18 protein-coding genes are annotated in these 22,321 nt (G+C 73.4%); 11 read left to right on the top strand and 7 right to left on the bottom strand.

All coding sequences use genetic code 11. The features are described 5' to 3' along the window. Nucleotides 1-166: 166 nt before the first annotated feature. Nucleotides 167-460: a WhiB family transcriptional regulator gene (locus tag NH2_RS00845; protein WP_067646602.1), complete on the bottom strand. Its 294-nt coding sequence runs from the start codon at nucleotides 458-460 to the stop codon at nucleotides 167-169. Nucleotides 461-1,056: 596 nt separating this feature from the next. Between NH2_RS00845 and NH2_RS00840 the strand changes: the two genes are divergently transcribed. The 3 genes from NH2_RS00840 to NH2_RS00830 all read left to right on the top strand — a co-directional run bounded on the left by NH2_RS00840 (nucleotide 1,057) and on the right by NH2_RS00830 (nucleotide 3,888). Continuing rightward, on the top strand, nucleotides 1,057-2,058 hold the full coding sequence (locus NH2_RS00840) for a hypothetical protein (RefSeq protein WP_067646598.1): 1,002 nt from the start codon (nucleotides 1,057-1,059) through the stop codon (nucleotides 2,056-2,058). Nucleotides 2,059-2,258: 200 nt separating this feature from the next. Continuing rightward, nucleotides 2,259-2,837 carry a sigma-70 family RNA polymerase sigma factor gene (locus NH2_RS00835; RefSeq protein ID WP_067646595.1) on the top strand — a complete coding sequence of 193 codons (579 nt, stop codon included), beginning with the start codon at nucleotides 2,259-2,261 and terminating at the stop codon, nucleotides 2,835-2,837. Beyond that, nucleotides 2,830-3,888, top strand: a complete 1,059-nt coding sequence (locus NH2_RS00830; protein ID WP_067646592.1) for an anti-sigma-D factor RsdA — start codon at nucleotides 2,830-2,832, stop codon at nucleotides 3,886-3,888. Before NH2_RS00835 ends, NH2_RS00830 begins: the two co-directional genes overlap by 8 nt. A 251-nt stretch (nucleotides 3,889-4,139) precedes the next feature. On the opposite strand, the gene NH2_RS00825 is transcribed toward NH2_RS00830, so the two are convergent. After that, a complete protein-coding gene (locus tag NH2_RS00825; RefSeq protein ID WP_011207424.1) occupies nucleotides 4,140-4,553 on the bottom strand; it encodes a DUF5319 domain-containing protein in 414 nt (137 codons plus the stop codon). Between the two features lie 275 nt (nucleotides 4,554-4,828). Here NH2_RS00825 and guaB point away from each other — a divergent pair, with 275 nt between their 5' ends. Next, a complete protein-coding gene (guaB, locus tag NH2_RS00820; protein WP_084505111.1) occupies nucleotides 4,829-6,373 on the top strand; it encodes an IMP dehydrogenase in 1,545 nt (514 codons plus the stop codon). Between the two features lie 254 nt (nucleotides 6,374-6,627). Beyond that, nucleotides 6,628-7,788, top strand: coding sequence for a GuaB3 family IMP dehydrogenase-related protein (locus tag NH2_RS00815; RefSeq protein ID WP_067646586.1), 1,161 nt, complete (start codon nucleotides 6,628-6,630; stop codon nucleotides 7,786-7,788). On the opposite strand, the gene NH2_RS00810 is transcribed toward NH2_RS00815, so the two are convergent. After that, on the bottom strand, nucleotides 7,748-8,572 hold the full coding sequence (locus tag NH2_RS00810) for an alpha/beta fold hydrolase (protein ID WP_067647579.1): 825 nt from the start codon (nucleotides 8,570-8,572) through the stop codon (nucleotides 7,748-7,750). The two genes, NH2_RS00815 and NH2_RS00810, sit on opposite strands and share 41 nt — an antisense overlap. Before the next feature lie 66 nt (nucleotides 8,573-8,638). Here NH2_RS00810 and guaA point away from each other — a divergent pair, with 66 nt between their 5' ends. Beyond that, the gene (gene guaA, locus NH2_RS00805) at nucleotides 8,639-10,195 is read left to right on the top strand and encodes a glutamine-hydrolyzing GMP synthase (protein WP_067647576.1); all 1,557 of its coding nucleotides are present in this window, start codon (nucleotides 8,639-8,641) and stop codon (nucleotides 10,193-10,195) included. 51 nt (nucleotides 10,196-10,246) lie between these two features. Here the strand turns inward: guaA and NH2_RS27880 are convergent, their stop codons facing one another. Both NH2_RS27880 and NH2_RS30055 read right to left on the bottom strand, forming a co-directional pair. After that, nucleotides 10,247-10,474, bottom strand: a complete 228-nt coding sequence (locus NH2_RS27880) for a hypothetical protein (protein ID WP_084505110.1) — start codon at nucleotides 10,472-10,474, stop codon at nucleotides 10,247-10,249. Further along, entirely contained in the window at nucleotides 10,467-12,086 is a 1,620-nt protein-coding gene (locus NH2_RS30055) for a PspC domain-containing protein (protein ID WP_281202001.1), read from the bottom strand. The genes NH2_RS27880 and NH2_RS30055 overlap by 8 nt, the downstream gene beginning before the upstream one ends. Before the next feature lie 125 nt (nucleotides 12,087-12,211). On the opposite strand from NH2_RS30055, the gene NH2_RS00795 reads away from it, so the two are divergent. Next, nucleotides 12,212-13,522, top strand: coding sequence for an ATP-binding protein (locus tag NH2_RS00795; protein ID WP_067646582.1), 1,311 nt, complete (start codon nucleotides 12,212-12,214; stop codon nucleotides 13,520-13,522). A 49-nt stretch (nucleotides 13,523-13,571) separates the two neighbouring features. Further along, entirely contained in the window at nucleotides 13,572-14,207 is a 636-nt protein-coding gene (locus tag NH2_RS00790; protein ID WP_067646580.1) for a response regulator, read from the top strand. Nucleotides 14,208-14,210: 3 nt separating this feature from the next. On the opposite strand, the gene NH2_RS00785 is transcribed toward NH2_RS00790, so the two are convergent. Next, a complete protein-coding gene (locus tag NH2_RS00785; protein ID WP_067646576.1) occupies nucleotides 14,211-15,341 on the bottom strand; it encodes a serine/threonine-protein kinase in 1,131 nt (376 codons plus the stop codon). A 222-nt stretch (nucleotides 15,342-15,563) separates the two neighbouring features. On the opposite strand from NH2_RS00785, the gene NH2_RS00780 reads away from it, so the two are divergent. Further along, nucleotides 15,564-17,126: a Y-family DNA polymerase gene (locus NH2_RS00780; RefSeq protein WP_067646574.1), complete on the top strand. Its 1,563-nt coding sequence runs from the start codon at nucleotides 15,564-15,566 to the stop codon at nucleotides 17,124-17,126. A 13-nt stretch (nucleotides 17,127-17,139) separates the two neighbouring features. Here NH2_RS00780 and NH2_RS00775 read toward each other — a convergent pair whose 3' ends face one another. After that, complete coding sequence (locus NH2_RS00775; protein ID WP_067646571.1) at nucleotides 17,140-18,069, bottom strand: SDR family NAD(P)-dependent oxidoreductase; 930 nt, start codon at nucleotides 18,067-18,069, stop codon at nucleotides 17,140-17,142. Nucleotides 18,070-18,202: 133 nt separating this feature from the next. Between NH2_RS00775 and NH2_RS00770 the strand changes: the two genes are divergently transcribed. Together NH2_RS00770 and NH2_RS00765 are read left to right on the top strand one after the other, a co-directional pair. Then, nucleotides 18,203-18,655: a hypothetical protein gene (locus tag NH2_RS00770; protein WP_067646568.1), complete on the top strand. Its 453-nt coding sequence runs from the start codon at nucleotides 18,203-18,205 to the stop codon at nucleotides 18,653-18,655. A 4-nt stretch (nucleotides 18,656-18,659) separates the two neighbouring features. Beyond that, nucleotides 18,660-22,301 carry an error-prone DNA polymerase gene (locus NH2_RS00765; protein WP_067646565.1) on the top strand — a complete coding sequence of 1,214 codons (3,642 nt, stop codon included), beginning with the start codon at nucleotides 18,660-18,662 and terminating at the stop codon, nucleotides 22,299-22,301. The last annotated feature ends 20 nt before the right edge of the window (nucleotides 22,302-22,321 follow it).

The following is a 22,321-nucleotide window of genomic DNA, read 5'->3' as shown; positions in this document are numbered from 1 at the left end:
GCGGTATGGAAAAGTTTCGCCGCGGTGCGGCCGCTACCAGCTCTCTACCACCGCGGCCGGAAAACTTCCGATCACCGGCGCCGGACTTCCCGGCACCGAGCGACCGTTTGGCTTACAGGCATTCGGCGCCGGCGCACCCGGCGGATGGGAGCGCAGGCGGAACGGCTCAGACCGTCATCCGGCGCCGGTTGCGCCGGGCGTGCAGCTCCCGCTCGGTCTCGGACATCCCGCCCCAGATGCCGTACGGCTCGCTCACTTTGAGCGCGTGCGAGCGGCACTGCATGAGGACGGGGCAGGTCCGGCAGATCTCCTTGGCGCGCATCTCCCGCGCGGTGCGGGCGCGGCCGCGCTCCCCGTCGGGGTGGAAGAACACCGCCGAATCCACGCCGCGGCAGGAGCCGCGCATCTGCCAATCCCAGACATCGGCGTTCGGCCCGGGGAGGTGGGTGGGCATGGGCATGGTGAACTCCTCGTGGTGCGAGCTCGTCGGCGTTGTCGAGCCGGTTCTACTGCGAACAGGTGTCAACCGCGGTGTCGCCGGAGCTCGCTGACCCGAGGTCGCTGTGATTTCGCGCGGCGCCGACCGTGGCGATGAGTTACGTTAGGACCCGGGTCGAAATTCCGTCAATAGTTCGGCGCAGGGGTTCATCGAACCGGCGGAGAACAAATTTAACCTGCGCACTGTTTACAAGCGTGGTCCGCTCCGGCGATACTGAACGGTTGGCCAAACCGGCGTCGCTTACCGCCGTCCGCTGCATCGTTGGAAAACCACTGGTAGGGGCATTTTTCCCGGTGATCCGCGGGTTTCGGCGGGCGCTCGAGCCGCCGGGTCACGGCCGCGCCGGGCGCCGCGATCATCCGGCCGGGGCGGCGGAGATGGCGAAAACGGGGCGGGCGGGTTAATACCGGGAAACGGGCGTGAATTCGAAAGTCCACGCGATCGCCATTGACCGGACGAGATTTACCTGATGGAAACATCGTTCACCGTGGAAAATGCTGAGAGATTGCCGCGCAGGTGAGAGTGGTTCGCTGGGGTCGCTCCGATACAGTGCGCCGGTGGTAAGCCCCCTTCCCCCGGTTCTCGCCGCGGCGGCGTTCGGCCCGGCCCCCGGCGCCGCCGGGCTCCCGCCCGCCCGCACCCCGCTCGAGCGCTGGCACCGCGCCGTCGCGCTCGGCGGCGCCGGGCGCTTCGCCGCCGCCCGCGCCGAGCTCGCGGTCCTCGCCCGCCCCGGCACCGCCCCGGTCCTCCGCTCGCTCGCGCTGAGCACGACGGCCTCGCTCGTCCGCCAGTCCGGACGCCACGCCGCCGCGGCCGACCCCGACGGCCGCGCCGCCGCCCTCGCGGGACTCGTGCCCGACCTCGCGCGTCCGACGAACTCGGCCGCCGCTTCCGGCCCTCCTTCGGCCGCAGCCCCGGTTTCAGGCGAGGCGGCCCCGGGGAGCGCAGCCCTGGGCGAGGCGACCCCCGCCGCCGCCGCCCTTGGCGCCTCGCCCCTCGGCGCCTGGACCGCGGGCGCCCGGACCGCGGACGGCGCGGCCTCGCCCGACCCCTGGTTCGGCACCCCCGACCCCATCGACGCCTGGTGCGACGCCCTCACCGGCCTCGCCGCCGACGCACTCGGCAGCGCCCGCGCCGCCCTCGCCCTCCGCCTCCTCGCCCGCGTGCGCGAGCCCGCGCGCACCCGCCCGCGCGCGGCCATCCGCCTGCACTGGGTCACCGCGGAGACCGCGCTCTCGGTCGGCGACCACGGGACCGCGCTGGAGCACGCCGCCGTGGCCGTGGAACTGGGGGCGCAAGGCCCCTCGACCCGGCACCGCGTCAAGTCCGCCCTGCTGCTCGCCGCCGCCACCGCCGCCTCCGGCGATTCCGCCCGCGCCGCGGCCATGGCCGAGCCGGTCGCCGGCGATTGTGCCGCGTACGACCTGCTCCCGCTGCGCTGGGCCACCGCCATGCTGCGGTCCGGCCTCGGCGTCGCCGGCGCGGCCGACGAGGCGGCCGAATGCGCGGCCCTGCTGCGGGCGAGGGGGGGTGACTTCCCGGGTCCGGCCCCCTCCTGAACCGGATTCGATCTTCGGCCCGACCACGGCTTCGGCGCTCGGCCCCGAAATGCCCTCCCGGGGGCGGGATCCGCGGACCGCACCGGGTGCGCGTGTGGCATCCGTTGTGTCGCTATTGTTAGACCCGTTCCGCCCGATCCGGGCGGAAGCACCGGCCGTCACCGCCGGTGCCACTTGTAACGCCAGGAATCTCTCTGACGATGACGCACTCGGGCGAAGAGTTGGACCTCGCCGTCGCTGCCGCTGCGCAGGGCGACAGATCCGCTTTAGCTCAGGTACTCGAACTGGTCCGACCACTGGTGGTGCGCTACTGCCGGGCGCGGATCGGAGCTGCGGAGCGTGGCCAGCTCTCCGCCGACGACGTCGCGCAGGAGGTCTGCCTGGCCGTGATGACGGCGCTGCCCCGGTATCAGGATCAGGGCAGGCCCTTCATGGCCTTCGTATACGGAATCGCTTCGCACAAGGTCGCCGACGCGCATCGGAACGCCGCCCGTAACAAGGCGGAGGCGATGGCCGAAGTACCAGATGTCATATCCACCGACCAGGGACCGGAGCAAAGGGCTCTCGACTCCGAGACGAGCAGGCAGATGAACCGTCTGCTCGCGACTCTCCCGGAGAAGCATCGGGAGATCCTGATCCTCCGGCTGGTGATGGGTTTGTCAGCGGAAGAAACCGCGGTCGCCGTGGGCAGTACGGCGGGCGCGATACGGGTTGCCCAGCACAGGGCACTCGCGAAACTGAAGTCACAAGTGGCGAGGGCAGGTGAAATGTATGGCTAGGGATGGCGAGCGCGGCGATCGCAAAGCGTGGCTCGGCGCGCGGAACAGCGGTCCCTATGCCGGGGGGACCGGTGACACCGGTCCCGTCGATATCGCTGCGGTACGCCGCGACGACGCGCTCATCGACGCCATCGCCAGCGATGGACCGGTGCAGACCGACAGCCCGGAGGAGTTCCAGCTCGCGGCCCTGCTCGCGGACTGGCGCGCGGAAGTCGTCGCGCCACCCCTCCCGGCGGCGCCCGATCTCGACGAGCTCGTGGCGGCTGTCAATCAGGAGATCGGGGCGCGGAAGGTCCGGGTCTCGCCCGGCCGCGGCGGCAGGCTCCGGCTGGTGCGCCCGCTCGCGGGCGCGGCGGCCGCGCTGGCGCTGGTCTTCGGCGGCATGACGGCGTTCTCATACAACGCCGAGCCCGGCGACCCGCTCTGGCGGGTCAAGGAGGTCGTGTTCAGCGAGCAGGCGCAGACCACCGTGGTGGCGCGTGCCGACGATGAACTGGCCCAGGTGCAGGCGGCACTGGCGCAGGGCGACAACGACCAGGCGCGGGTGCTGCTCGACCGGGTGCGCAATACCGCGCAGCAGGTCGACGACCCGGCCAAGCAGGACGATCTGATCGAGCGCTGGAACGCATTGGTGGCGGAACTGGGGAAGGTCGCGCCCGACATCGCCAGCCAGATCACCTCGACTCAATCGAGGCCCTCCGAGCCGAAGCCGTCCGCGCAGGTGCCGACAACGGTGCCGACCAATCCGGGCACCACCCCGGATCCGACGATCCTCGGCACCCAGGAGCCGGGAACGCAGGAGCCGGGCACCGTGCCTCCGACCCGGCCGACGGCTCCCACCCTGGAGCCGACGCAGCAGCAGCCGCCGCCGGAGCCGACGCAACCGGAGCAGCCGACACCCCCGGCCCCCACGACGATCGGCTCGCCGACCGTGGTACCGACCGGGGGTGGCGGCGTGCCAACCCAGCCGGTGCCGACGGTGTCGGCGCCATCGATGGATTCCGTACCGTCGATCCAGGTGCCGGCAGCTCCAGTCACCCCCGCTGGGTAAAGGTGTTTCTGCCCGCTGGCGCGGGCCCTGTTTTCTGCCCGCTGGCGCGGGCGGGGTTTGCGGCCCTTCGGGGTCCCGCGTTCGGCGGCCGAGACTTGCGGCTTCGCCGCATTGCTTCGGCCGCCGAACGCGGGATGGGCCGCAAACCCGGTGGGGGCTTGTCTGCGACTTCGTGGGGTGGGCGGGGTGTGCGTGGGCCCGCTTTTTAGTTCGGCGCGTCCGGTGTGGGCGCGCCGTGGTGTATTTCGGTCTCAGCTGTCGAAGCCGTCGAACCCGTCGCCGTGGAAGGCCTCGTTCATCGAGGCGTCCGCGTATCCCCGACAGTAATCCCAGGTGACGTAGGCCTCCGGGGTCGGGTCGTAGGCGGGCTCGTGCGGGCGGACGGTGCCGTCGACGAGCAGTTGGAGCAGGTTCGCGCGGAGCATGTCCCAGTCGTGGTAGTGATCCTGCCTGCAGTCCTCGCAGCTGACCACGAGCCCGCGGATTCCGCGGTGCGCCAGCAGAGCTTCGTAGACAGCGAGGTCGGCGAGATCTTCCTCGACCGCGAGGCGCTCATGGGGATCCAGCGGCTCGCCGGGCTCGATGGCATCGAGCGCGGCGGACGGGTCGGAGGGATCTCCGGCGAACGGATCCGGCGGCAAGCCAGGTGGTAGATGGTCACGCACATCCCCACGGTACGCAGAACAGGTGGGTCTGCGCCAGCGGTGCGCCGGCCGAGTTTCGCGGGCGGACCGACTGGAACACCGCGTTCACGCGACCGATACCATGGGCGAAAGGCACAGGCGAGCCCCGCGCAGCTCGGCGTATTTACGGAAGCCGTCCGTATCGCCCGCCGCGTCCGGGGCGCCTCCGCCGCCACCGTCCATCCGCATCACACCGCCGCGGCGTCGGTTTCGACCCGGCTCCCGGTGCCTTCGACGTCCAGGAGGGGTCGATCCGAATGAGTAATCCCGTACCGGGCGAACGACTCGCCGCTCGCCCTCATACGGGTGGTGACGATCCGAACAAGATCGCCATGCTCGGTCTCACCTTCGACGACGTGCTGCTGCTGCCCGCGGCGTCGGACCTCATTCCCAGCTCGGTGGAGACCTCGAGCAGGCTGTCCAGGGAGATCCGGCTGCGTACTCCGCTCGTCAGCTCGGCGATGGACACCGTCACCGAGGCGCGGATGGCGATCGCCATGGCGCGCGCCGGCGGCATGGGCGTGCTGCACCGCAACCTCTCCGGCGCCGATCAGGCCGCCCAGGTGGAGACGGTCAAGCGCTCCGAGGCGGGGATGGTGACCGACCCGGTCACCTGCCGCCCGACCGACACCCTGGCCGAGGTGGACGCCATGTGCGCCCGCTTCCGGATCTCCGGCCTCCCGGTGGTGGACGAGCAGGGCGCGCTGGTCGGCATCATCACCAACCGCGACATGCGGTTCGAGGTGGACCAGAACCGCAGGGTCGCCGATGTGATGACCAAGGCGCCGCTGATCACCGCGCAGGAGGGCGTCACCGCCGAGGCGGCGCTCGGGCTGCTGCGCAGGCACAAGGTGGAGAAGCTGCCGATCGTGGACGGCGGCGGCAGGCTGCGCGGCCTGATCACCGTCAAGGACTTCGTCAAGACCGATCAATATCCGAACGCCACCAAGGACCGGGACGGCAGGCTGCTGGTCGGCGCCGCGGTCGGCGTCGGCGAGGACGCCTGGTCGCGCGCCATGACGCTGGCCGACGCCGGGGTGGACGTGCTGGTGGTCGACACCGCGCACGGCCACCAGGCCCAGGTGCTGCAGATGGTGACCAAGGTGAAGACCGAGGTCGGCGAGCGGATCCAGATCGTCGGCGGCAATGTGGCGACAAGGGCGGGCGCACAGGCGCTGGTCGACGCGGGCGCGGACGCCGTGAAGGTCGGCGTGGGCCCCGGCTCGATCTGCACCACCCGCGTGGTCGCCGGCGTCGGCGCCCCGCAGATCACCGCGATCCTGGAGGCGGTGTCGGTCTGCGGCCCCGCCGGTGTCCCGGTGATCGCCGATGGCGGCATCCAGTTCTCCGGCGATATCGCCAAGGCCATCGCCGCGGGCGCCTCGACGGTGATGCTCGGCTCACTGCTCGCGGGCACCGCCGAATCCCCCGGCGAACTCATCCTGGTCGGCGGCAAGCAGTTCAAGAGCTACCGCGGCATGGGCTCGCTCGGCGCCATGCAGGGCCGCGGCCAGGCCAAGAGCTTCTCCAAGGACCGCTACTTCCAGGACGACGTGCTCGCCGAGGACAAGCTCGTCCCCGAGGGCATCGAGGGCCGCGTCCCCTTCCGCGGCCCCGTCAACCAGGTGATCCACCAGCTGGTGGGAGGCCTCCGCGCCGCCATGGGCTACACCGGCTCCCAGAACATCCCCCACCTTCAGAACGCCCAGTTCGTCCAGATCACCGCCGCGGGGCTCAAGGAAAGCCACCCCCACGACATCACCATGACCGTCGAGGCCCCCAACTACACCGGCCGCGGCTAAGCTCTACCCCGGTCTTCGCAAAGGCCGGGGTAGAACCATGTCCACACCCCGGCCACCAGCCCCCGGGCGGCACCCCGGCGGCGAAACACCGGATCAGCGGCGACGTCGCAGACGAGCCCACAACGGGTTTGCGGCCCGTCCCGCGTTCGGCGGCCGAAGCAATGCGGCGCAGCCGCGAGTCTCGGCCGCCGAACGCGGGACCCCGAAGGGCCGCAAACCCCGCCCGCGCCAGCGGGCAGAAAGGCACAGCACTTATGCGCGACATCGTGGAGATCGGCATGGGCCGCACCGCTCGCCGAACATACGACCTGGACGACGTCGACATCGTCCCGTCGCGGCGCACCCGCTCGTCCAAGCAGGTGTCGCTGTCCTGGCAGCTCGATGCCTACCGCTTCGACATCCCCGTCGTCGCCCATCCGACGGATGCGCTGGTCTCCCCCGAGTTCGCGATCGAGCTCGGCAGGCTCGGCGGCCTCGGTGTGATCAACGGCGAGGGGCTCTGGGCCAGGCACGCCGATGTCGAGACGAAGATCCAGCAGCTCACCGAGCTGGCCGCCGACGGCCCCGCCGACCGCGCCGTCGCGCTGCTCCAGGAGCTGCACGCCGCCCCCATGCAGCCCGACCTGCTGGCCGCCGCGGTGGCCCAGGTCCGCGCGGCCGGGGTGACGGTCGCCGTCCGGGTGAGCCCGCAGAACGCCCGCGCCCTCACCCCCGCGCTGGTGCAGGCCGGAGTGGACCTGCTGGTGGTGCACGGCACCATCATCTCGGCCGAGCACGTGAGCGACGGCGAGCCGCTCAACCTCAAGACCTTCATCGCGGAGCTGGACATCCCGGTGGTGGCGGGCGGGGTGAGCGATCACCGCACCGCGCTGCACCTCATGCGGACCGGGGCGGCGGGCGTGATCGTCGGCTACGGCTCGTACCCGGGCGCCACCACCACCGGCGAGGTGCTCGGGATCGGGGTGCCGATGGCGACCGCCATCGCGGACGCGGCGGCGGCACGGCGGGACTACCTGGACGAGACCGGCGGCCGGTACGTGCACGTGATCGCGGACGGCGATGTCTCGACCTCGGGCCAGCTGGCCAAGGCGATCGCCTGCGGCGCGGACGCCGCGGTGCTCGGGGTGCCGCTGGCGCTGGCCGCGGAGGCGCCGGGCCGGGGCTGGTACTGGCCGTCGGCGGCGGCGCACCCGTCGGTGCCGCGCGGCGCGCTGCTGGACGTGGACGACCCGTGGGACGCGGGCGGCGCCGACCCGGAGCGCGAGCGGCCGAGCCTGCACCGGGTGCTCTTCGGCCCGTCCGACGACCCGTTCGGCTCGCTGAACCTGGTTGGCGGGGTACGCCGGTCGATGGCGAAGGCCGGGTACTCCGATCTCAAGGAATTCCAGAAGGTCGGGCTGACGGTCCGGGCCTGAGCGCGGTGTGCGCCCGGAGGAACCGGCCGAGCGCGGCGTTCACCGGCTCCGGGTGGGTCATGGTGACGGCGAGCCGGGCGCCGTCGATCTCCAGGTAGGTCGAGCCGGGCAGCCCGCGCGCGAGTTCGCGGGCCCGCTGCCTGGTGATGCCGCTGTCGGTGGCGTGGATCACCAGGGCGGGGCAGGTGATCTCGCCGAGCCGGTCGGCCACCGAGTCGCGGGCGAGCACGCAGCCCGCGGCCACCTCGATGTCCCGGCGCCCCTGGCCGAGCCAGCGCCTGGTCCAGATGGCGCGGTACCAGTCGTCGTCGCCGAAGAGCCAGCGGGCGAGCTGCTGCGCGGCCCGCTCGCGGGAGGCCCCGTCGTACCAGAGGTCGAGGAAACGCAGTGTGGCGATGGACTGTTCGCGGCTGAGGCCACCTGCCTCGGTGCTGATCAGCACCAGCCCGGCCACCCGCTCCGGGGCCAGCAGCGCGGTGCGCAGCGCGATGAAGCCGCCCTGCGCGGTGCCGCCGACCACCGCGCGCTCCACGCCGATGTGGTCGAGCACGGTGAGGGCGTCGCGGGCGGCGGTCCAGAAGGTGAAGGGGAGCCGCTGGTCACGGGTGCGGCCGTGGCCGCGCGCGTCCCACGAGACGATGCGGAACTCCGGGGTGAGGGCGGCCTGCTGCGCGGCGAACATCGTTCGGTCCATGAAGAATTCGTGCGCCAGCAGAACGACCGGCCCGGTGCCCCCGCTGTCCTCGTAGTGGATGTCGGCGTCTATCGCACGGGCGAACGGCACGCCGATGAGGATAGCCAGCGGCGCGGGGGTGCGCGGGGCGATTCGCGCGCTCACTAAACTGTGCGGGTGGCAGATACCCAGAGCCCTGTTCTCGTCGTCGACTTCGGCGCGCAGTACGCCCAGCTGATCGCCCGCCGGGTGCGCGAGGCGCGGGTCTTCTCCGAGGTGGTCCCGCACACCATCACGGTGGCGGAGATCGCCGAGAAGAAGCCGGCCGCGGTCATCCTGTCCGGTGGCCCGTCCAGCGTGTACGCCGACGGCGCGCCGCGGCTGGATGCCGGGCTCTTCGATCTCGGGGTTCCGGTCTTCGGCATCTGCTACGGCTTCCAGGCCATGGCGCAGGCGCTCGGCGGCACCGTCGCGCACACCGGGACCAGGGAGTACGGCCGTACCGAGCTGACCGTCGACGGCGGCGTGCTGCACGGCGGGCTGCCCGCTGTGCAGCCGGTCTGGATGAGCCACGGTGACGCGGTGACCGACGCCCCGGACGGCTTCACCGTCACCGGGACCTCGGCGGGCGCGCCGGTCGCGGCCTTCGAGGACCGGGCGCGGCGGCTGGCCGGGGTGCAGTACCACCCCGAAGTACTGCACTCGCCGCACGGCCAGCAGGTGCTGAGCCGGTTCCTGCACGAGCTGGCCGGGATTCCGGCGGGCTGGACCCCGGCCAATATCGCGGAGTCGCTGATCGGCGCGGTGCGCGAGCAGATCGGCGCGGGCACCGCCATCTGCGGGCTCTCCGGCGGGGTGGACAGCGCGGTGGCGGCCGCGCTCGTGCAGCGGGCCATCGGGGCTCGCTTGACCTGCGTCTTCGTCGACCACGGGCTGCTGCGGGCCGGGGAGCGCGAGCAGGTGCAACAGGACTTCGTCGCCTCGACCGGCGCCAAGCTGGTGACGGTGGACGCGGTGGACAAGTTCCTCGGTGAGCTGAAGGGCGTCACCGACCCGGAGGAGAAGCGGAAGATCATCGGCCGGGAGTTCATCCGGTCCTTCGAGGACGCGGTGTCCGGGATCGTGGCGGATCAGGGCGGCACCGTGGAGTACCTGGTGCAGGGCACGCTCTACCCGGACGTGGTGGAGTCCGGCGGCGGCAGCGGCACGGCGAACATCAAGTCGCACCACAATGTCGGCGGGCTGCCGGACGATCTGGAGTTCGCCCTGGTCGAGCCGTTGCGGCTGCTCTTCAAGGACGAGGTGCGCGCGGTCGGGCGCGAGCTCGGGCTGCCCGAGGAGATCGTCGGCCGCCAGCCCTTCCCCGGCCCTGGGCTCGCCATCCGGATCGTCGGCGAGGTGACCGGCGACCGGCTGGCCACGCTGCGCCAGGCCGACGCCATCGCCCGCGAGGAGCTCACCGCGGCCGGGCTGGACGGGCAGATCTGGCAGTGCCCGGTGGTGCTGCTCGCGGATGTGCGCAGCGTCGGCGTGCAGGGCGACGGCCGCACCTACGGCCACCCCATCGTGCTGCGCCCGGTGACCAGCGAGGACGCCATGACCGCTGACTGGACCCGGTTGCCCTACGAGGTGCTCGAGCGCATCTCCACCCGGATCACCAACGAGGTCGCCGAGGTCAACCGGGTCGTCCTCGACGTGACGAGCAAGCCGCCGGGCACCATCGAGTGGGAGTGACGCGAACGGGCGCCGCCCCCGGTAGGTGCGGCGTCTGTTTCGCGGCGTGGCTCAGTCCTTCTTGTTCCGCCCGCGCGGCAGTACGAGCAGGATGCCTGCCACGATGGCGACGGTGACCGCCGTCCAGCCGAGCGGGATGATCTCCGCCGCGCTCGCGGCGCTCGGCCCGGCGAGCGCCCAGATGCTGATCGCCAGCGCGATCAGCCCGGCCACCAGCATGGACATCGACAGCCCGCCGCGGCGCCGCCTGCGGCACGGGGTTTCGGTGTGGTCAGCCACGGCGCACCTCCACATTGCCTGCGACGACGTCGATATTCAGGTCGAGCACCGGCGCGCCCGCGGTGGCCGGGCCGCTGATGCCGGGGACGCAGTTGGACTCGCCCATGGTGGTAGCGCAGCTCATGTGCACCGTGAGGTCGGCGGGGAGCAGCACCTCGGCCTCGCCCATCCGGACCTCCAGCGCCACCGCTCGGTTCTCGGTGAGCGCGAGTTCCCGCAGGTCCAGCGTGGCATTGCCCATGTTCACCCGGTAGGCGGGCTCGAGCGCGCTCGCCGAGGCGGCGGTCCAGACGTGCTCGCCCATGTCGGCCCGGTCGAACTCCATCGGGCCGATGAGCGAGGCCAGCAGGACGAAGCCGGCCACCGGGACGGTCACCAGGAAGAGGCCGTAGCCGCGGCGCAGGAACGCACCGACCACCAGGCCGACGCCGAGTACCGCCAGTGCGGCGGCGCCGATCCGGGCCGGGGTCATCCACTCCGCGCCCGCCGCGGCCACGGCGCCCGCCGCGCCCGCGGCCAGGATGGCGAGGCCGAGGACGACCGGGGTGAGGCGGGAGCGGGGGCGGCGCTCGGGAGCCGTGACCGGCGCCTTGGCGGGGGTGGGGTCCGGGAGGTCCCAGGCGAGCGGGGCGACGCCGAGCGGGTCCCAGGAGGGGGGGACCGGGGTGACGAAGGGGTGGGCGGTTGCCGGGGTCGGCTCCTTGGTGAGGTCGGGGCGGGCGGTTGCCGGGCCGGGTCCATCGTCCGCTGTGGCGCTAGCCGGGGTCCCCGCGTGGCCGGTGGCTGTCCCTGCTTCGCCGATTTTCGTGCCTGCTTCGCCGGTGGTCGTGCCGGGCTTGCCTGCGGCGGTCCCGGACCCGCCGGGGGCCGTGCCGGAAGCGGCGGTTCCGGCGTCATCGGTGCTGCTGGTTCCGCCTGTCTCACCCTGGGCGGTGCCGGGCGACCCGGGGGCATCCACCGTGGTCAGCTCCGGCCCGGTGCCGTCCGGCGCCTCCGCGCGCAGCGGCACGGTCGGCGCCGCACCGGGCTCCGGCACGTAGAACTCCGGCAGCTTCGTGTACGGGCTGTAGGGCCCCGGGTCGGCCCGGACCATGTCACCGACCGAGCGCAGCGGCGGCCCCGCGGGGAAGACCCCGGGGTACCCGGTGGCCGGGAAACCACCGAGCGCGCTCACCGGCTGCCCCGGCAACCCGAGCGGCGGCTCCGGCTGCCGCAGGTGCAGCAGCCACCACCCGCCGAGCATGAGCGCCATGCTGATCAGCCCGGACCCGCCGAGCCCGACCCCGATCGGGCCCATGGTGCTCACCGCGATGGCGAGCGCGACGATCAGCACCACCGTCTTGGTCTGCGACTGCGACTTGTCCAGCAGCGAGCGCGGCGGCACGCCCGGGTCTCCCGCGTCGTCGAGCATCAGCCAGGCCAGCAGGTAGAGCACCACGCCCGCCCCGCCGAAGAGCGTCGACACCACGAACGCGATCCGTACCAGGACCGGGTCGATGTCGTAGCGCCTGCCGAAGCCGGCGGCGACGCCGGCGACCGGGCCCTGGCGCGACATCCGGACCGGCCGGGTCTGCCACAACTGCTGGAGCTGGTCTCCGATGCTCGTCTTCATGCTTTCCATGGTGGCGAGACCTGGGCTTTCGCGCATCGGGGGTAACCCTGAATCGCTGCCCGGAGCCGGCGCATCAGGGTGTTTCCCGATGTCCCCCCGGTCGGCGGCGTGCCACCATCGGAACCATGCCACCCGCCACCGTCACCCCCGTGCCCATCGAGCCGCAGTCCCCGGCGCGGCTGGTGCGGCGCACCGGCGGCCGGGTGATCGGCGGCGTCGCGGGCGGGGTCGCGGATCACCTCGGCATCCGGGTCTTCCAGGTGCGGATGGCCTTCGTGCTGCTCTCCGCGCTGGCCGGGGCGGGCATCTTCGGCTACGGCCTGCTCTGGCTCTTCACCCCGGCCGGGGCCGACACCGAGGAGGCCTCCGGCGAGGAGCGGCGGCAGGCGGTCGGGCTGGTGCTGCTCGGCATCGGGCTCGCGGTCGCGGTGTCCTGGCTGTTCAGCGGGCGGATCGCGGGCATCGTGGCGCCGATCGTGGTGGTGGCGGTCGGCGCCGCGCTGGTCTGGCGCGAGTACGACGCCGAGGGCAGCGTGCCGCGCTCGCTGCTCGGGCTGCCCGCCAAGCCGACGGTGATCACCTGGTCGCGGATCATCTCGGGGGTCACCCTGGTGGTGGTCGGGCTCGGCGTCGTGGTGCTGGCCAGGATCGACCTCGGCTCGCTCGGCCCGGCGCTGCTCGCGGTCGGGGTCACGCTGGTCGGGGCCGGGCTGCTCACCGTCCCGCTCTGGCTGAAGACCGTGCGCGCGCTGAACGCCGAGCGCGCCGCCCGCATCCGCAACGAGGAGCGCGAGGAGATCGCCTCGCACCTGCACGACTCGGTGCTGCAGACGCTCGCGCTCATCCAACGCCAGGCGGCCGACCCGCAGGAGGTGCTGCGGCTGGCCCGCAGCCAGGAGCGGGAGCTGCGGCGCTGGCTCTTCGAGGACGCGGGCCCCGCGCCGTCGAGCCTGGCCGCCGCGCTGCGCACCATCGCGGGCGAGGTGGAGGACCAGCACGGGGTGAAGGTGACCCCGGTGACCGTCGGCGACGTCAGCATGGATATCGATGACACCGGCAGCGGGCTGCCGAAGGAGCACTTCACCGCGCTGCTCGGGGCGGGCCGGGAGGCGCTGGTGAACGCGGCCAAGCACGCGGGCGTCCCGGAGATCGACCTCTTCGCCGAGGCGGAGCCGCACCAGGTCAGCGTGTTCGTCCGGGATCGCGGCATCGGCTTCGACCCGGACGACATCCCGGCCGACCGGCAGGGGCTGGCGCGCTCGGTGCGCGGCCGGATCGAGCGGCGCGGCGGCACCGTCGAGGTGCGCTCCACCCCCGGCCGCGGCACCGAAGTGCGGATCGTCATGCCGCGCAGTGATTCCGGGGCGGAGGCCGAGGGCGAGCCCGGCGCCGGGCCGGGCGATGCGGTAGCGGGCGCCTCGGTGGCCCGGTCGTGAGTTCCCCCGTGCATGATGGCCGGGTGACGAGGAGGAGTAACCGGTGAGTGTGCGCGTCTTTCTGGTCGACGATCACGCCGTCTTCCGGTCGGGGGTCAGGGCCGAGCTGGGGCGGGAGGCCGATATGGAGGTGATCGGCGAGGCGGGCGGGGTCGCCGCCGCGGTCTCCGGCATCAATACCGCCAGGCCCGACGTGGTGCTGCTGGATGTGCACATGCCGGACGGCGGCGGGGTCGCGGTGCTCAACGGCATCGACGACGGCCCGGTCTGCCTGGCGCTCAGCGTCTCGGATGCGGCCGAGGACGTCATCGCGGTGATCAGGGCGGGCGCCCGCGGCTACGTCACCAAGACCATCTCCGGCGCCGAGCTCGCCGACAGCATCCGCCGGGTCGCGGGCGGCGACGCCGTCTTCAGCCCGCGGCTCGCCGGTTTCGTGCTCGACTCCTTCACCGGCCGCTCCCCGGTGCCGGAGCCGCCGCTCGACCCCGAGCTGGACTCGCTCACCCCGCGCGAGCTGGAGGTGCTGCGGCTGCTTGCCCGCGGCTACACCTACCGGGAGATCGCCGAGGCGCTCTTCATCTCGGTGAAGACCGTGGAGACGCACGCCTCGAACGTGCTCCGCAAGACCCAGCAGTCCAACCGCAATGCCCTGACCCGCTGGGCGCACCGCCGCCGGATCGACTGACCCCTACAGCGCGACGATGATGATCGCGATCACCAGCACCAGCCCGATGAGCAGCCCGGCGGCGACCGCGAGCGGCGCGCCGGGGTTGCTGGTGAAGCCGCTGCCGCCGGTGGCGCCGGTGCCGAGCCGCTGCGGCGCCGCCTGCGCCCCCGCGTGCGGGCGGGGCAGCGGCGCGGAGTGCGGGCTGCGCAGCCCGGAGGCCGAGTTGCGGGCCGCCCAGGCCGGAATGGTGCCGTCCTCGGTGCGCACCGGCGCGCCGAGAATGTAGGGGGCGGTGCCCGGACCGAAGGCGGCGGTCAGGATCTCGTCGCGCGCCTCGGCCATGCTCGGCCGCCGCTGCGGGGCCGGCTCCATCATGTGCAGCAGCGCGTTGGTGAGCACGCCGCTGCGGGTGGGCGGGATGATCTGCGCCATGGCTGCCCTGGCCACCACGGCGTCGCTGTCCTCGTCGAAGCCGAAGGGCGGCTGGCCCTCGATGGCGGTGTAGAGCGTCGCGCCGAGCGAGAAGACGTCGCTGGCGGTGGTCGGCGCCGCGCCGCGCGCCACCTCCGGCGGGAGGTAGGCCGGGGTGCCGGTGATGATGCCGTCCTGGTGGTCGGCGGGGTCGCCCGCGCCGCTGGAGATGCCGAAATCGCTGAGCTTGGCCTTGCCGACCTCGGGGCCGCGGTCGGCGACCAGGATATTGCCCGGCTTGATGTCGCGGTGCACGATGCCCGCCGCGTGCGCGGTGGCCAGCGCGTCCGCCACCTGCGCGCCGATCTGCGCCACCTCCACCGGGGGGAGCGCCTCGACCAGCGCCAGCGCCCGCGCGACGCTGCGCGAGGGCAGGTGCTCCATCACCAGCCAGGGCTCGCCGGCCTCCAGCACCACGTCGTAGACCGCGATGGCGTGCTCGTGCGAGAGCTTCGCCGCGACCCGGCCCTCGTGCATGATCTGCTCCCGCACCTCCCGCGCCGTCGCCTCGTCCAGCCCCGCCGTCGTGAGCACCTGCTTGATCGCCACATCGCGGTTCAGCAGCCGGTCGAGCGCCAGCCACACGGCGCCCATTCCGCCGCCGCCGATCTTCGACTGGAGCCGGTATCGGCCGGCCACCAGGTAGTCCGGGCCGATGATGGGGCGGGGGCGATCGATCATGGTGTGCAGGGTAGCGGAAAGCTCTGGTAGGCGACCTGATTCGGGGCCGGGGTGCGCCGGGCGTCCGGTTCGGGCAGCGGAGCCGACCCGGGGTCGGCTTCCCCTTCGCGTCGCTCGAACGTATATTCGATTGCGGATCGATAGCTGGAGGCCGGAGGTGAGGTAATCATGAACAGATCCCGCCACCTCCGGCCGCCTTTGCCCAACCCAGCCCCGGGCCCAATGAAACACCGCCAGCTCGCGGTCTGGTGCGCCGACTGGCCTGCTGTAGCTGCCGCTGCCGTAGCGCAGATCCCGGCGCATCGCCCGGTGGCGGTGCTCGCCGCCAATCGGGTGGTCGCCTGTACCGCCACCGCGCGGGCGGGCGGGGTCAGGCGCGGCCTGCGCCGCCGTGAGGCCCAGGCCCGCTGCCCGGAGATCTTCCTGGCCGGCGCGGACCAGGACCGCGATGCCCGCCTCTTCGAGCCGATCGTCACCGCGGTGGAGGCGACGGTGCCCGGCGTCGAGGTGCTGCGCCCCGGTCTGCTCGTGCTGGCCGCCCGCGGCGCCGCCCGCTACTTCGGCTCCGAGGAAGCAGCGGCCGAGCGGCTGGTGGACGCGGTGGCGGCGGCGGGCGCGGAGGCCGCGGTCGGCATCGCCGACTCGCTCTCCACCGCCGTGCTCGCCGCCCGCCGCGGCGCCATCGTCGCGCCGGGCGGCGGCGCCGAGTTCCTTGCCCCGCTCCCGGTGGCCGAGCTCGCGGCCGAGCCGGGCGCCGACGCGAAGTACCGCGCCGACCTGGTCGACCTGCTGCACCGCCTCGGCCTGCGCCGGATCGGCGATTTCGCGGCGCTCACCCCGGCCGAGATCGCCTCCCGCTTCGGCGCCGACGCCATCGCCGCGCACCGCTGCGCCCGCGCGCTGCCGGAGCGCGCCGTCTCCGCCCGCCGCCCGCCGCCCGAGTTCACCGTGGTCTACCGCTGCGACCCGCCGATCGACCGGGTGGACGCCGCCGCCTTCGCCGGCCGCATGCTCGCCACCCGGCTGCACGCCGCGCTCGCCGCCGCGGGCACCGCCTGCACCCGGCTGGTGGTGAGCGCGGAAACCGAAGCGGGCGAGGAGCTCTCGCGGGTCTGGCGCTGTGCCGAGCCGCTCACCGCCGCCGGGACGGCGGACCGGGTGCGCTGGCAGCTGGACGGCTGGCTCACCCATCGCTCCCGCCCCACCGGCCCGATCACCGTGCTCCGGCTGGAGCCGAGCGAGGTGGTGCCCGCCGGGGCGCTGCAGCTCGGGCTGTGGGGCGGCTCGGGGGAGACCGAGGGGCAGGCGCGCCGCGCGCTCATCCGGGTGCAGGGGCTGCTCGGCGGGGAGGCGGTGCAGTTCGGGGTGCTCAGCGGCGGGCGCGGGCCGGGGGAGCGGGTGACCATGGTCGCGCTCGGCGACGAGCGGGTGCCCGCCGCCGATCCGGCGCTGCCCTGGCCCGGCCGCCTGCCCGAGCCCGCCCCCGGCGTCGTGCTGGTCGACCAGCCCGCGGTCCGGCTCGAGGCGGCCGACGGCGCCGCCGTCGAGGTCACCGAGCGCGGCGTCTTCAGCACCGCCCCGGCCCGGCTGCGCTGGGGCAGCCGGGCGTGGGCGCTGGTGGGCTGGGCCGGGCCGTGGCCGGTGGACGAGCGCTGGTGGGCGCCGGGCTCGGCGACGGTCCGCGCCCGCGCGCAGGTCCGGCTGGACGGCGCGCCCGCCGAGGCGCGGGTGCTGCTGCTCGCCTACCGGGACGGCGGCTGGTGCGCCGAGGGCGTCTACGCCTGACCGCGCGCCCGCGTCACCAGTGCGTGCCCGGCACCCAGCGGCCGACCCGGCGCAGCGCGGTCCCGGTGACCCGCAGCGGTGTCGAGCGCGATCGAGCGGGCTCGGCCCACCCCGAATCCGGCTCAGGGGCGGCGCTCCCGTCGCCGTCCTCCCCCTTGGCGGCGGGCGAGTCGGGCAGCGCCCGGTAGTAGCGGTGCAGGATGCGGTCGCGCAACCGGGGGGTGAGCAGTGCACCGTACTCGGCGATGGTGCCGAGCGGCACATCGATCCGCCGCGGCCGTTCGACCAGCGCCCGCACGATGGTCGCCGCCGCCCACTCCGGCGTCTCGGCGGGGCCCTGATTCCCGCTCGGCGCGATCATCGGGGTGCGCACCAGCGGCATGTGGATGGTCGTGAAGGTGACCCCGTCCGCCATCGTCTCCACCGCCGCCACCTCGGTGAACTTGTCCAGCGCCGCCTTGCTGGCCAGGTAAGCGGCGAAGCGCGGGGTGGCCACCTGCACCCCGGCGCTGCTGATGTTCACGATGTGCCCGAAGCGCCGCTCGCGCATCTGCGGCAGTACCGCGAAGGTGAGCCGGAGCGCGCCGAAATAGTTCACCGCCATAGTGCGCTCGAAGTCGTGCAGCCGGTCGGTGGAGCGGTGGATCGCCCGCCGGATGGAGCGGCCCGCATTGTTGACCAGCATGTCCACGTGGCCGTGGTCGCGCTGGATGGCGAAGACCGTGCGCTCCACCGACTCGGTGTCGGTGATGTCGCAGCGGTAGCCGTACGCGTCGCCGCCGGCCGCGCGCACCTCGGCGACCGCCTCCTCGAGCTCGTCCGCGCGCCGGGCCAGCAGGAACACGGTCGCCCCCTTGGCCGCGACGGCGAGCGCGGCGGCCCGCCCGATCCCGGAGGAGGCGCCTGTGATCAGCACGTGCCTCCCGGTCAGAGTTTCACCCATGGCCTGAACTTACTCTCAAGTAAGATGCCCTGCCAAGAACAGTGGCCGAGCTGACCGCCGAGTAACCCGGAATTTGCGAACGTATGTTCGATCACCACTCGAAACGTTCGAACACATGTGCGATACTCGGCGCATGGCGGACGATCGGATGGCGGATATCTACGCCGCGGTGCGGCTCGGAGGTGTGGACCGTGCGGCAGCGCGACGCGCGCTCATGGAGGTCTGGGAGGAGCTCGGCGAGGACGGTGATCCCGTGCAGCGGTGCGTGGTCGCGCACCACCTCGCGGACGTCCAGGACTGCGCGGAGGACGCGCTGTACTGGGATCAGCGGGCGCTGGCGGCGGTCTTCGCCTACGGCGTCCCGCTGGACGAGGGGCTACGCGGCTTCCTCCCCTCGCTCTACCTGAACCTGGCCGACAGCCAGCGCCGCACCGGCGATTTCGAGTCGGCCCGGATGCAGCTCACCATCGCGCGCGGGCACCTCGACGTGCTGGCCCACGACGCGTACGGCGACATCATCCGGTCCGGGCTGGAGCACGTGGAGCAGGCGCTCGCGGCCGGCTCCACCGAGCGGCTCTCGGCCTGAGCCCGTGGGCTGGGATCACGGCCCGCCCAGCTGGGCGGAGATGGAGCGGGTGCTCTCCGGGCGCCGCTCGGGCCGCGCCGATCCGGCGTCGCTGTTCCCGGGCGATGGCGGCGACAGCCCGGCGTGGTCGCGCCGCCGCGGGGAGTACCGGGCCGGGCCCGCGGTGCCCGCCGACGCGGCGGTGCCCTACGCGGAGCTGCACACGCACTCGGCGTACAGCTTCCTGGACGGCGCCGTGCACCCCGAGGAGCTGGTGGAAGAGGCCGTGCGGCTCGGCCTCTCCGGGCTCGCGCTGACCGACCACAACGGCTTCTACGGCACCGTGCGCTTCGCCGAGGCGGCCAAGGAGTGGGGGCTGCCCACCGTCTTCGGCGTCGAGCTCTCGCTGGGCTCCGCGCCGGAGCGGGGGCAGCCCGCGGTCGCGGGCTGCGGCGCTCCCTCCTCCCGGAATGAGGGCCGGGGGGAGGGGGCGCCTGCTGCCGGGGACGGGTGGGGCGCGGCCGCCGGGGACGGGAGCGGCCGGGGCGCGGCGAGCCGGGGCGCGGGCGGACGGCCCGGCGCCGGGCGAGCGGCGCGGCGCGGGCAGCGCGGTGATGGGCGTGCGGGCGGGCAGCGCGGCGATGGGCGTGCGGGCGGGGCCGCGCTCCGCAATCGCGGGGCGCGGGGTCCGGCGGTCCTGGCCGCGCCGACCGGGGGAGCGATCGGCGGGCACGCGGACGCGCCGGATTCCGCGCCGCGCACCGGCGAGCCCGACCCGGCCGGGCCGCACCTGCTCGTCCTCGCCCGCGGCGCCGAGGGGTATCGCAGGCTCTCCCGCGAGGTCGCCGCCGCGCACCTGGCGGCGGGCGAGAAGGGCATCCTTCGCTACGACCTGGACGCGCTCACCGCCGCGGCGGGCGGCCACTGGCACATCCTCACGGGCTGCCGTAAAGGCACGGTGCGCCGCGCCCTCGCGCTCGACGTGCTCGCCCGCGACACCCGCACCCCGCGCGCCGAGGCCGCGCTGCGCGACCTGATGGAGCGCTTCGGCGCCGATCGGGTGAGCGTCGAGCTCACCCACCACGGCATCCCGGAGGACGACGAGCGCAATGCCCTGCTCATCGCGCTGGCCGACCGGGCCGGGGTGCCGGTGCTCGCCACCACCGGCGCGCACTTCGCCGCTCCCGCGCACCGCCGCCGCGCCATGGCGCTGGCCGCCATCCGGGCCAACCGCGGGCTGGACGAGATGGCGGGCTGGCTGGCCGCGGCCGGCGGTGCGCACCTGCGCTCCGGCGCCGAGATGGCCGGGCTCTTCGCCGACTGCCCGGCCGCCGTGGCGCACGCCGCCGAGCTGGGGCGCGAGTGCGCCTTCGACCTGCGGCTCATCGCCCCCACGCTGCCCCCCTTCGAGGTACCGCCCGGCCACGACGAGCTGTCCTGGCTGCGCGAGCTGAGCTATCGGGGGGCGGCGAAGCGCTACGGCCCGCGCGCGGAGAACGAGCCCGCCTACGCGCAGATCGAGCACGAACTCGCGGTGATCGGCCGGATGAAGTTCCCCGGCTACTTCCTGGTGGTGCACGACATCGTGGACTTCTGCCACCGCAACGGCATCCTCTGCCAGGGCCGGGGCTCGGCGGCGAACTCCGCCGTCTGCTACGCCATCGGCATCACCAATGTCGACCCGGTCGGCAACCACCTGCTCTTCGAGCGCTTCCTCGCGCCCGAGCGGGACGGCCCGCCCGACATCGACCTCGATATCGAGTCCGACCGCAGGGAGGAGGCCATCCAGCACGTCTACACCAGGTACGGCCGGGAGAACGCGGCGCAGGTGGCGAATGTGATCACCTACCGCGGCAAATCGGCGGTGCGGGACGCCGCGCGGGCGCTGGGCTTCTCGCCCGGCCAGCAGGACGCCTGGAGCAAACAGGTGAGCCGGTGGTCGGGGGTGGCCGCCGAGACCGGCACCGACATTCCCGCCGACGTGCTCGAGCTGGCGTCCGAGCTGGAGGGGCTGCCGAGGCACCTCGGCATCCACTCCGGCGGCATGGTGATCTGCGACCGGCCGATCGCCGACGTCTGCCCGGTGGAGTGGGCCCGGATGGCGGGCCGCAGCGTGCTGCAGTGGGACAAGGACGATTGCGCCGCCATCGACCTGGTGAAATTCGACCTGCTCGGGCTCGGCATGCTCTCCGCGCTGCACTACATGATCGACCTGGTGGGCGAGCACATCGGCGAGACCGTGGAGCTGCACGCCATCGATCTCGGCGAGCCCGCCGTCTACGCCATGCTGGCCAGGGCCGATTCCGTCGGCGTCTTCCAGGTGGAGTCGCGGGCGCAGATGGCGACGCTGCCCCGGCTGAAGCCGCGCGAGTTCTACGACCTGGTGGTCGAGGTCGCGCTCATCCGCCCCGGCCCGATCCAGGGCGGCTCGGTGCACCCCTACATCCGCCGCCGCAACGGCGAGCCCTACCAGCTCGACCACGAGGCGCTGCGCCCCACCCTCGAACGCACCTACGGGGTGCCGCTCTTCCAGGAGCAGCTCATGCAGCTCGCCGTCGACGTCGCCGGGTTCACCGCCGCCGAGGCCGACGAGTTGCGCCGGGCCATGGGCTCCAAGCGCTCCAAGGCCAGGATGGAGCGGCTCAGGGAGCGGCTCTTCGCCGGGATGCGGGCGCGCCACGGCATTACCGGCGAGGTGGCCGAGCGGATCTATGAGCAGATGTACGCCTTCGCGAATTTCGGTTTCCCGGAGAGCCATTCGCAGAGCTTCGCGGCGCTGGTCTTCTACTCCGCGTGGTTCAAGCTGCACTATCCGGCGGCGTTCTGCGCCGGGCTGCTGCGCGCCCAGCCCATGGGGTTCTACTCGCCGCAGTCGCTGGTCGCCGATGCCCGCAGGCACGGCGTCGTGGTGCACGGCCCGGACGTGAACGCCGGCCGCGCCGAGCCCACCCTGGAGCGGCGCGGCACCGAGGTGCGGCTTGGGCTGGCCGCGGTGCGGCACATCGGCGACGAGCTGGCCGCCCGGATCGTCGCCGCGCGCGAAGAAGGCGGCCCCTACACCTCCTTCACCGACCTCACCGGCCGCGTGGAACTCACCGTGCCGCAGGCGGAGTCGCTGGCCACCGCGGGCGCGCTCGGCGCACTGGCCGGGCCGCGGCGCTCCGCGCTCTGGGCGGCGGGCGCCGCGGCGGGGGAGCGCCCGGACCGGCTGCCCGGCATCGGCGCCGCCACCGCAGCGCCCGCGCTGCCCGGCATGAGCGGGCTGGAGCTGGCCGCCGCCGACGTCTGGGCCACCGGCGTCTCCCCGGACAGCTACCCCACCGAGTTCCTCCGCGCCTACCTGGACAGCCTCGACGTGCGCCCCGCCGCCGAGCTGCTCGAGGTGCGCGACGGCACCCGGGTGCTGGTGGCGGGCGCGGTGACGCACCGGCAGCGCCCCGCCACCGCGGGCGGGGTGACCTTCATGAACCTGGAGGACGAGACCGGCATGGTGAACGTGGTCTGCTCGGTGGGGCTGTGGCAGCGGCACCGCAGGCTCGCGCAGAGCGCTTCCGCGCTGATCGTGCGCGGCCTCGTGCAGAACGCCGAGGGCGCGGTGAGCGTGGTGGCCGAGCATCTGCAGCCGCTGGACCTGCGGATGGCATCGAAGTCGCGGGACTTCCGGTAGCGGCCCGCTACGCTGCGGGG

Source organism: Nocardia harenae NBRC 108248 (assembly GCF_001612885.1).
Lineage (GTDB): Bacteria > Actinomycetota > Actinomycetes > Mycobacteriales > Mycobacteriaceae > Nocardia > Nocardia harenae.
This window is presented reverse-complemented; position numbering and strand designations above follow the sequence as displayed.

What these genes read in the sequence shown, in the direction of transcription:
- NH2_RS00845 (WP_067646602.1), bottom strand. Translation starts at nt 460, where the DNA reads ATGCCCATGCCCACCCACCTCCCCGGGCCGAACGCCGATGTCTGGGAT.
- NH2_RS00835 (WP_067646595.1), top strand. Translation starts at nt 2,259, where the DNA reads ATGACGCACTCGGGCGAAGAGTTGGACCTCGCCGTCGCTGCCGCTGCG.
- NH2_RS00830 (WP_067646592.1), top strand. Translation starts at nt 2,830, where the DNA reads ATGGCTAGGGATGGCGAGCGCGGCGATCGCAAAGCGTGGCTCGGCGCG.
- guaB (WP_084505111.1), top strand. Translation starts at nt 4,829, where the DNA reads ATGAGTAATCCCGTACCGGGCGAACGACTCGCCGCTCGCCCTCATACG.
- NH2_RS00815 (WP_067646586.1), top strand. Translation starts at nt 6,628, where the DNA reads ATGCGCGACATCGTGGAGATCGGCATGGGCCGCACCGCTCGCCGAACA.
- NH2_RS30055 (WP_281202001.1), bottom strand. Translation starts at nt 12,086, where the DNA reads ATGAAGACGAGCATCGGAGACCAGCTCCAGCAGTTGTGGCAGACCCGG.
- NH2_RS00795 (WP_067646582.1), top strand. Translation starts at nt 12,212, where the DNA reads ATGCCACCCGCCACCGTCACCCCCGTGCCCATCGAGCCGCAGTCCCCG.
- NH2_RS00785 (WP_067646576.1), bottom strand. Translation starts at nt 15,341, where the DNA reads ATGATCGATCGCCCCCGCCCCATCATCGGCCCGGACTACCTGGTGGCC.
- NH2_RS00780 (WP_067646574.1), top strand. Translation starts at nt 15,564, where the DNA reads ATGAAACACCGCCAGCTCGCGGTCTGGTGCGCCGACTGGCCTGCTGTA.
- NH2_RS00775 (WP_067646571.1), bottom strand. Translation starts at nt 18,069, where the DNA reads ATGGGTGAAACTCTGACCGGGAGGCACGTGCTGATCACAGGCGCCTCC.
- NH2_RS00770 (WP_067646568.1), top strand. Translation starts at nt 18,203, where the DNA reads ATGGCGGACGATCGGATGGCGGATATCTACGCCGCGGTGCGGCTCGGA.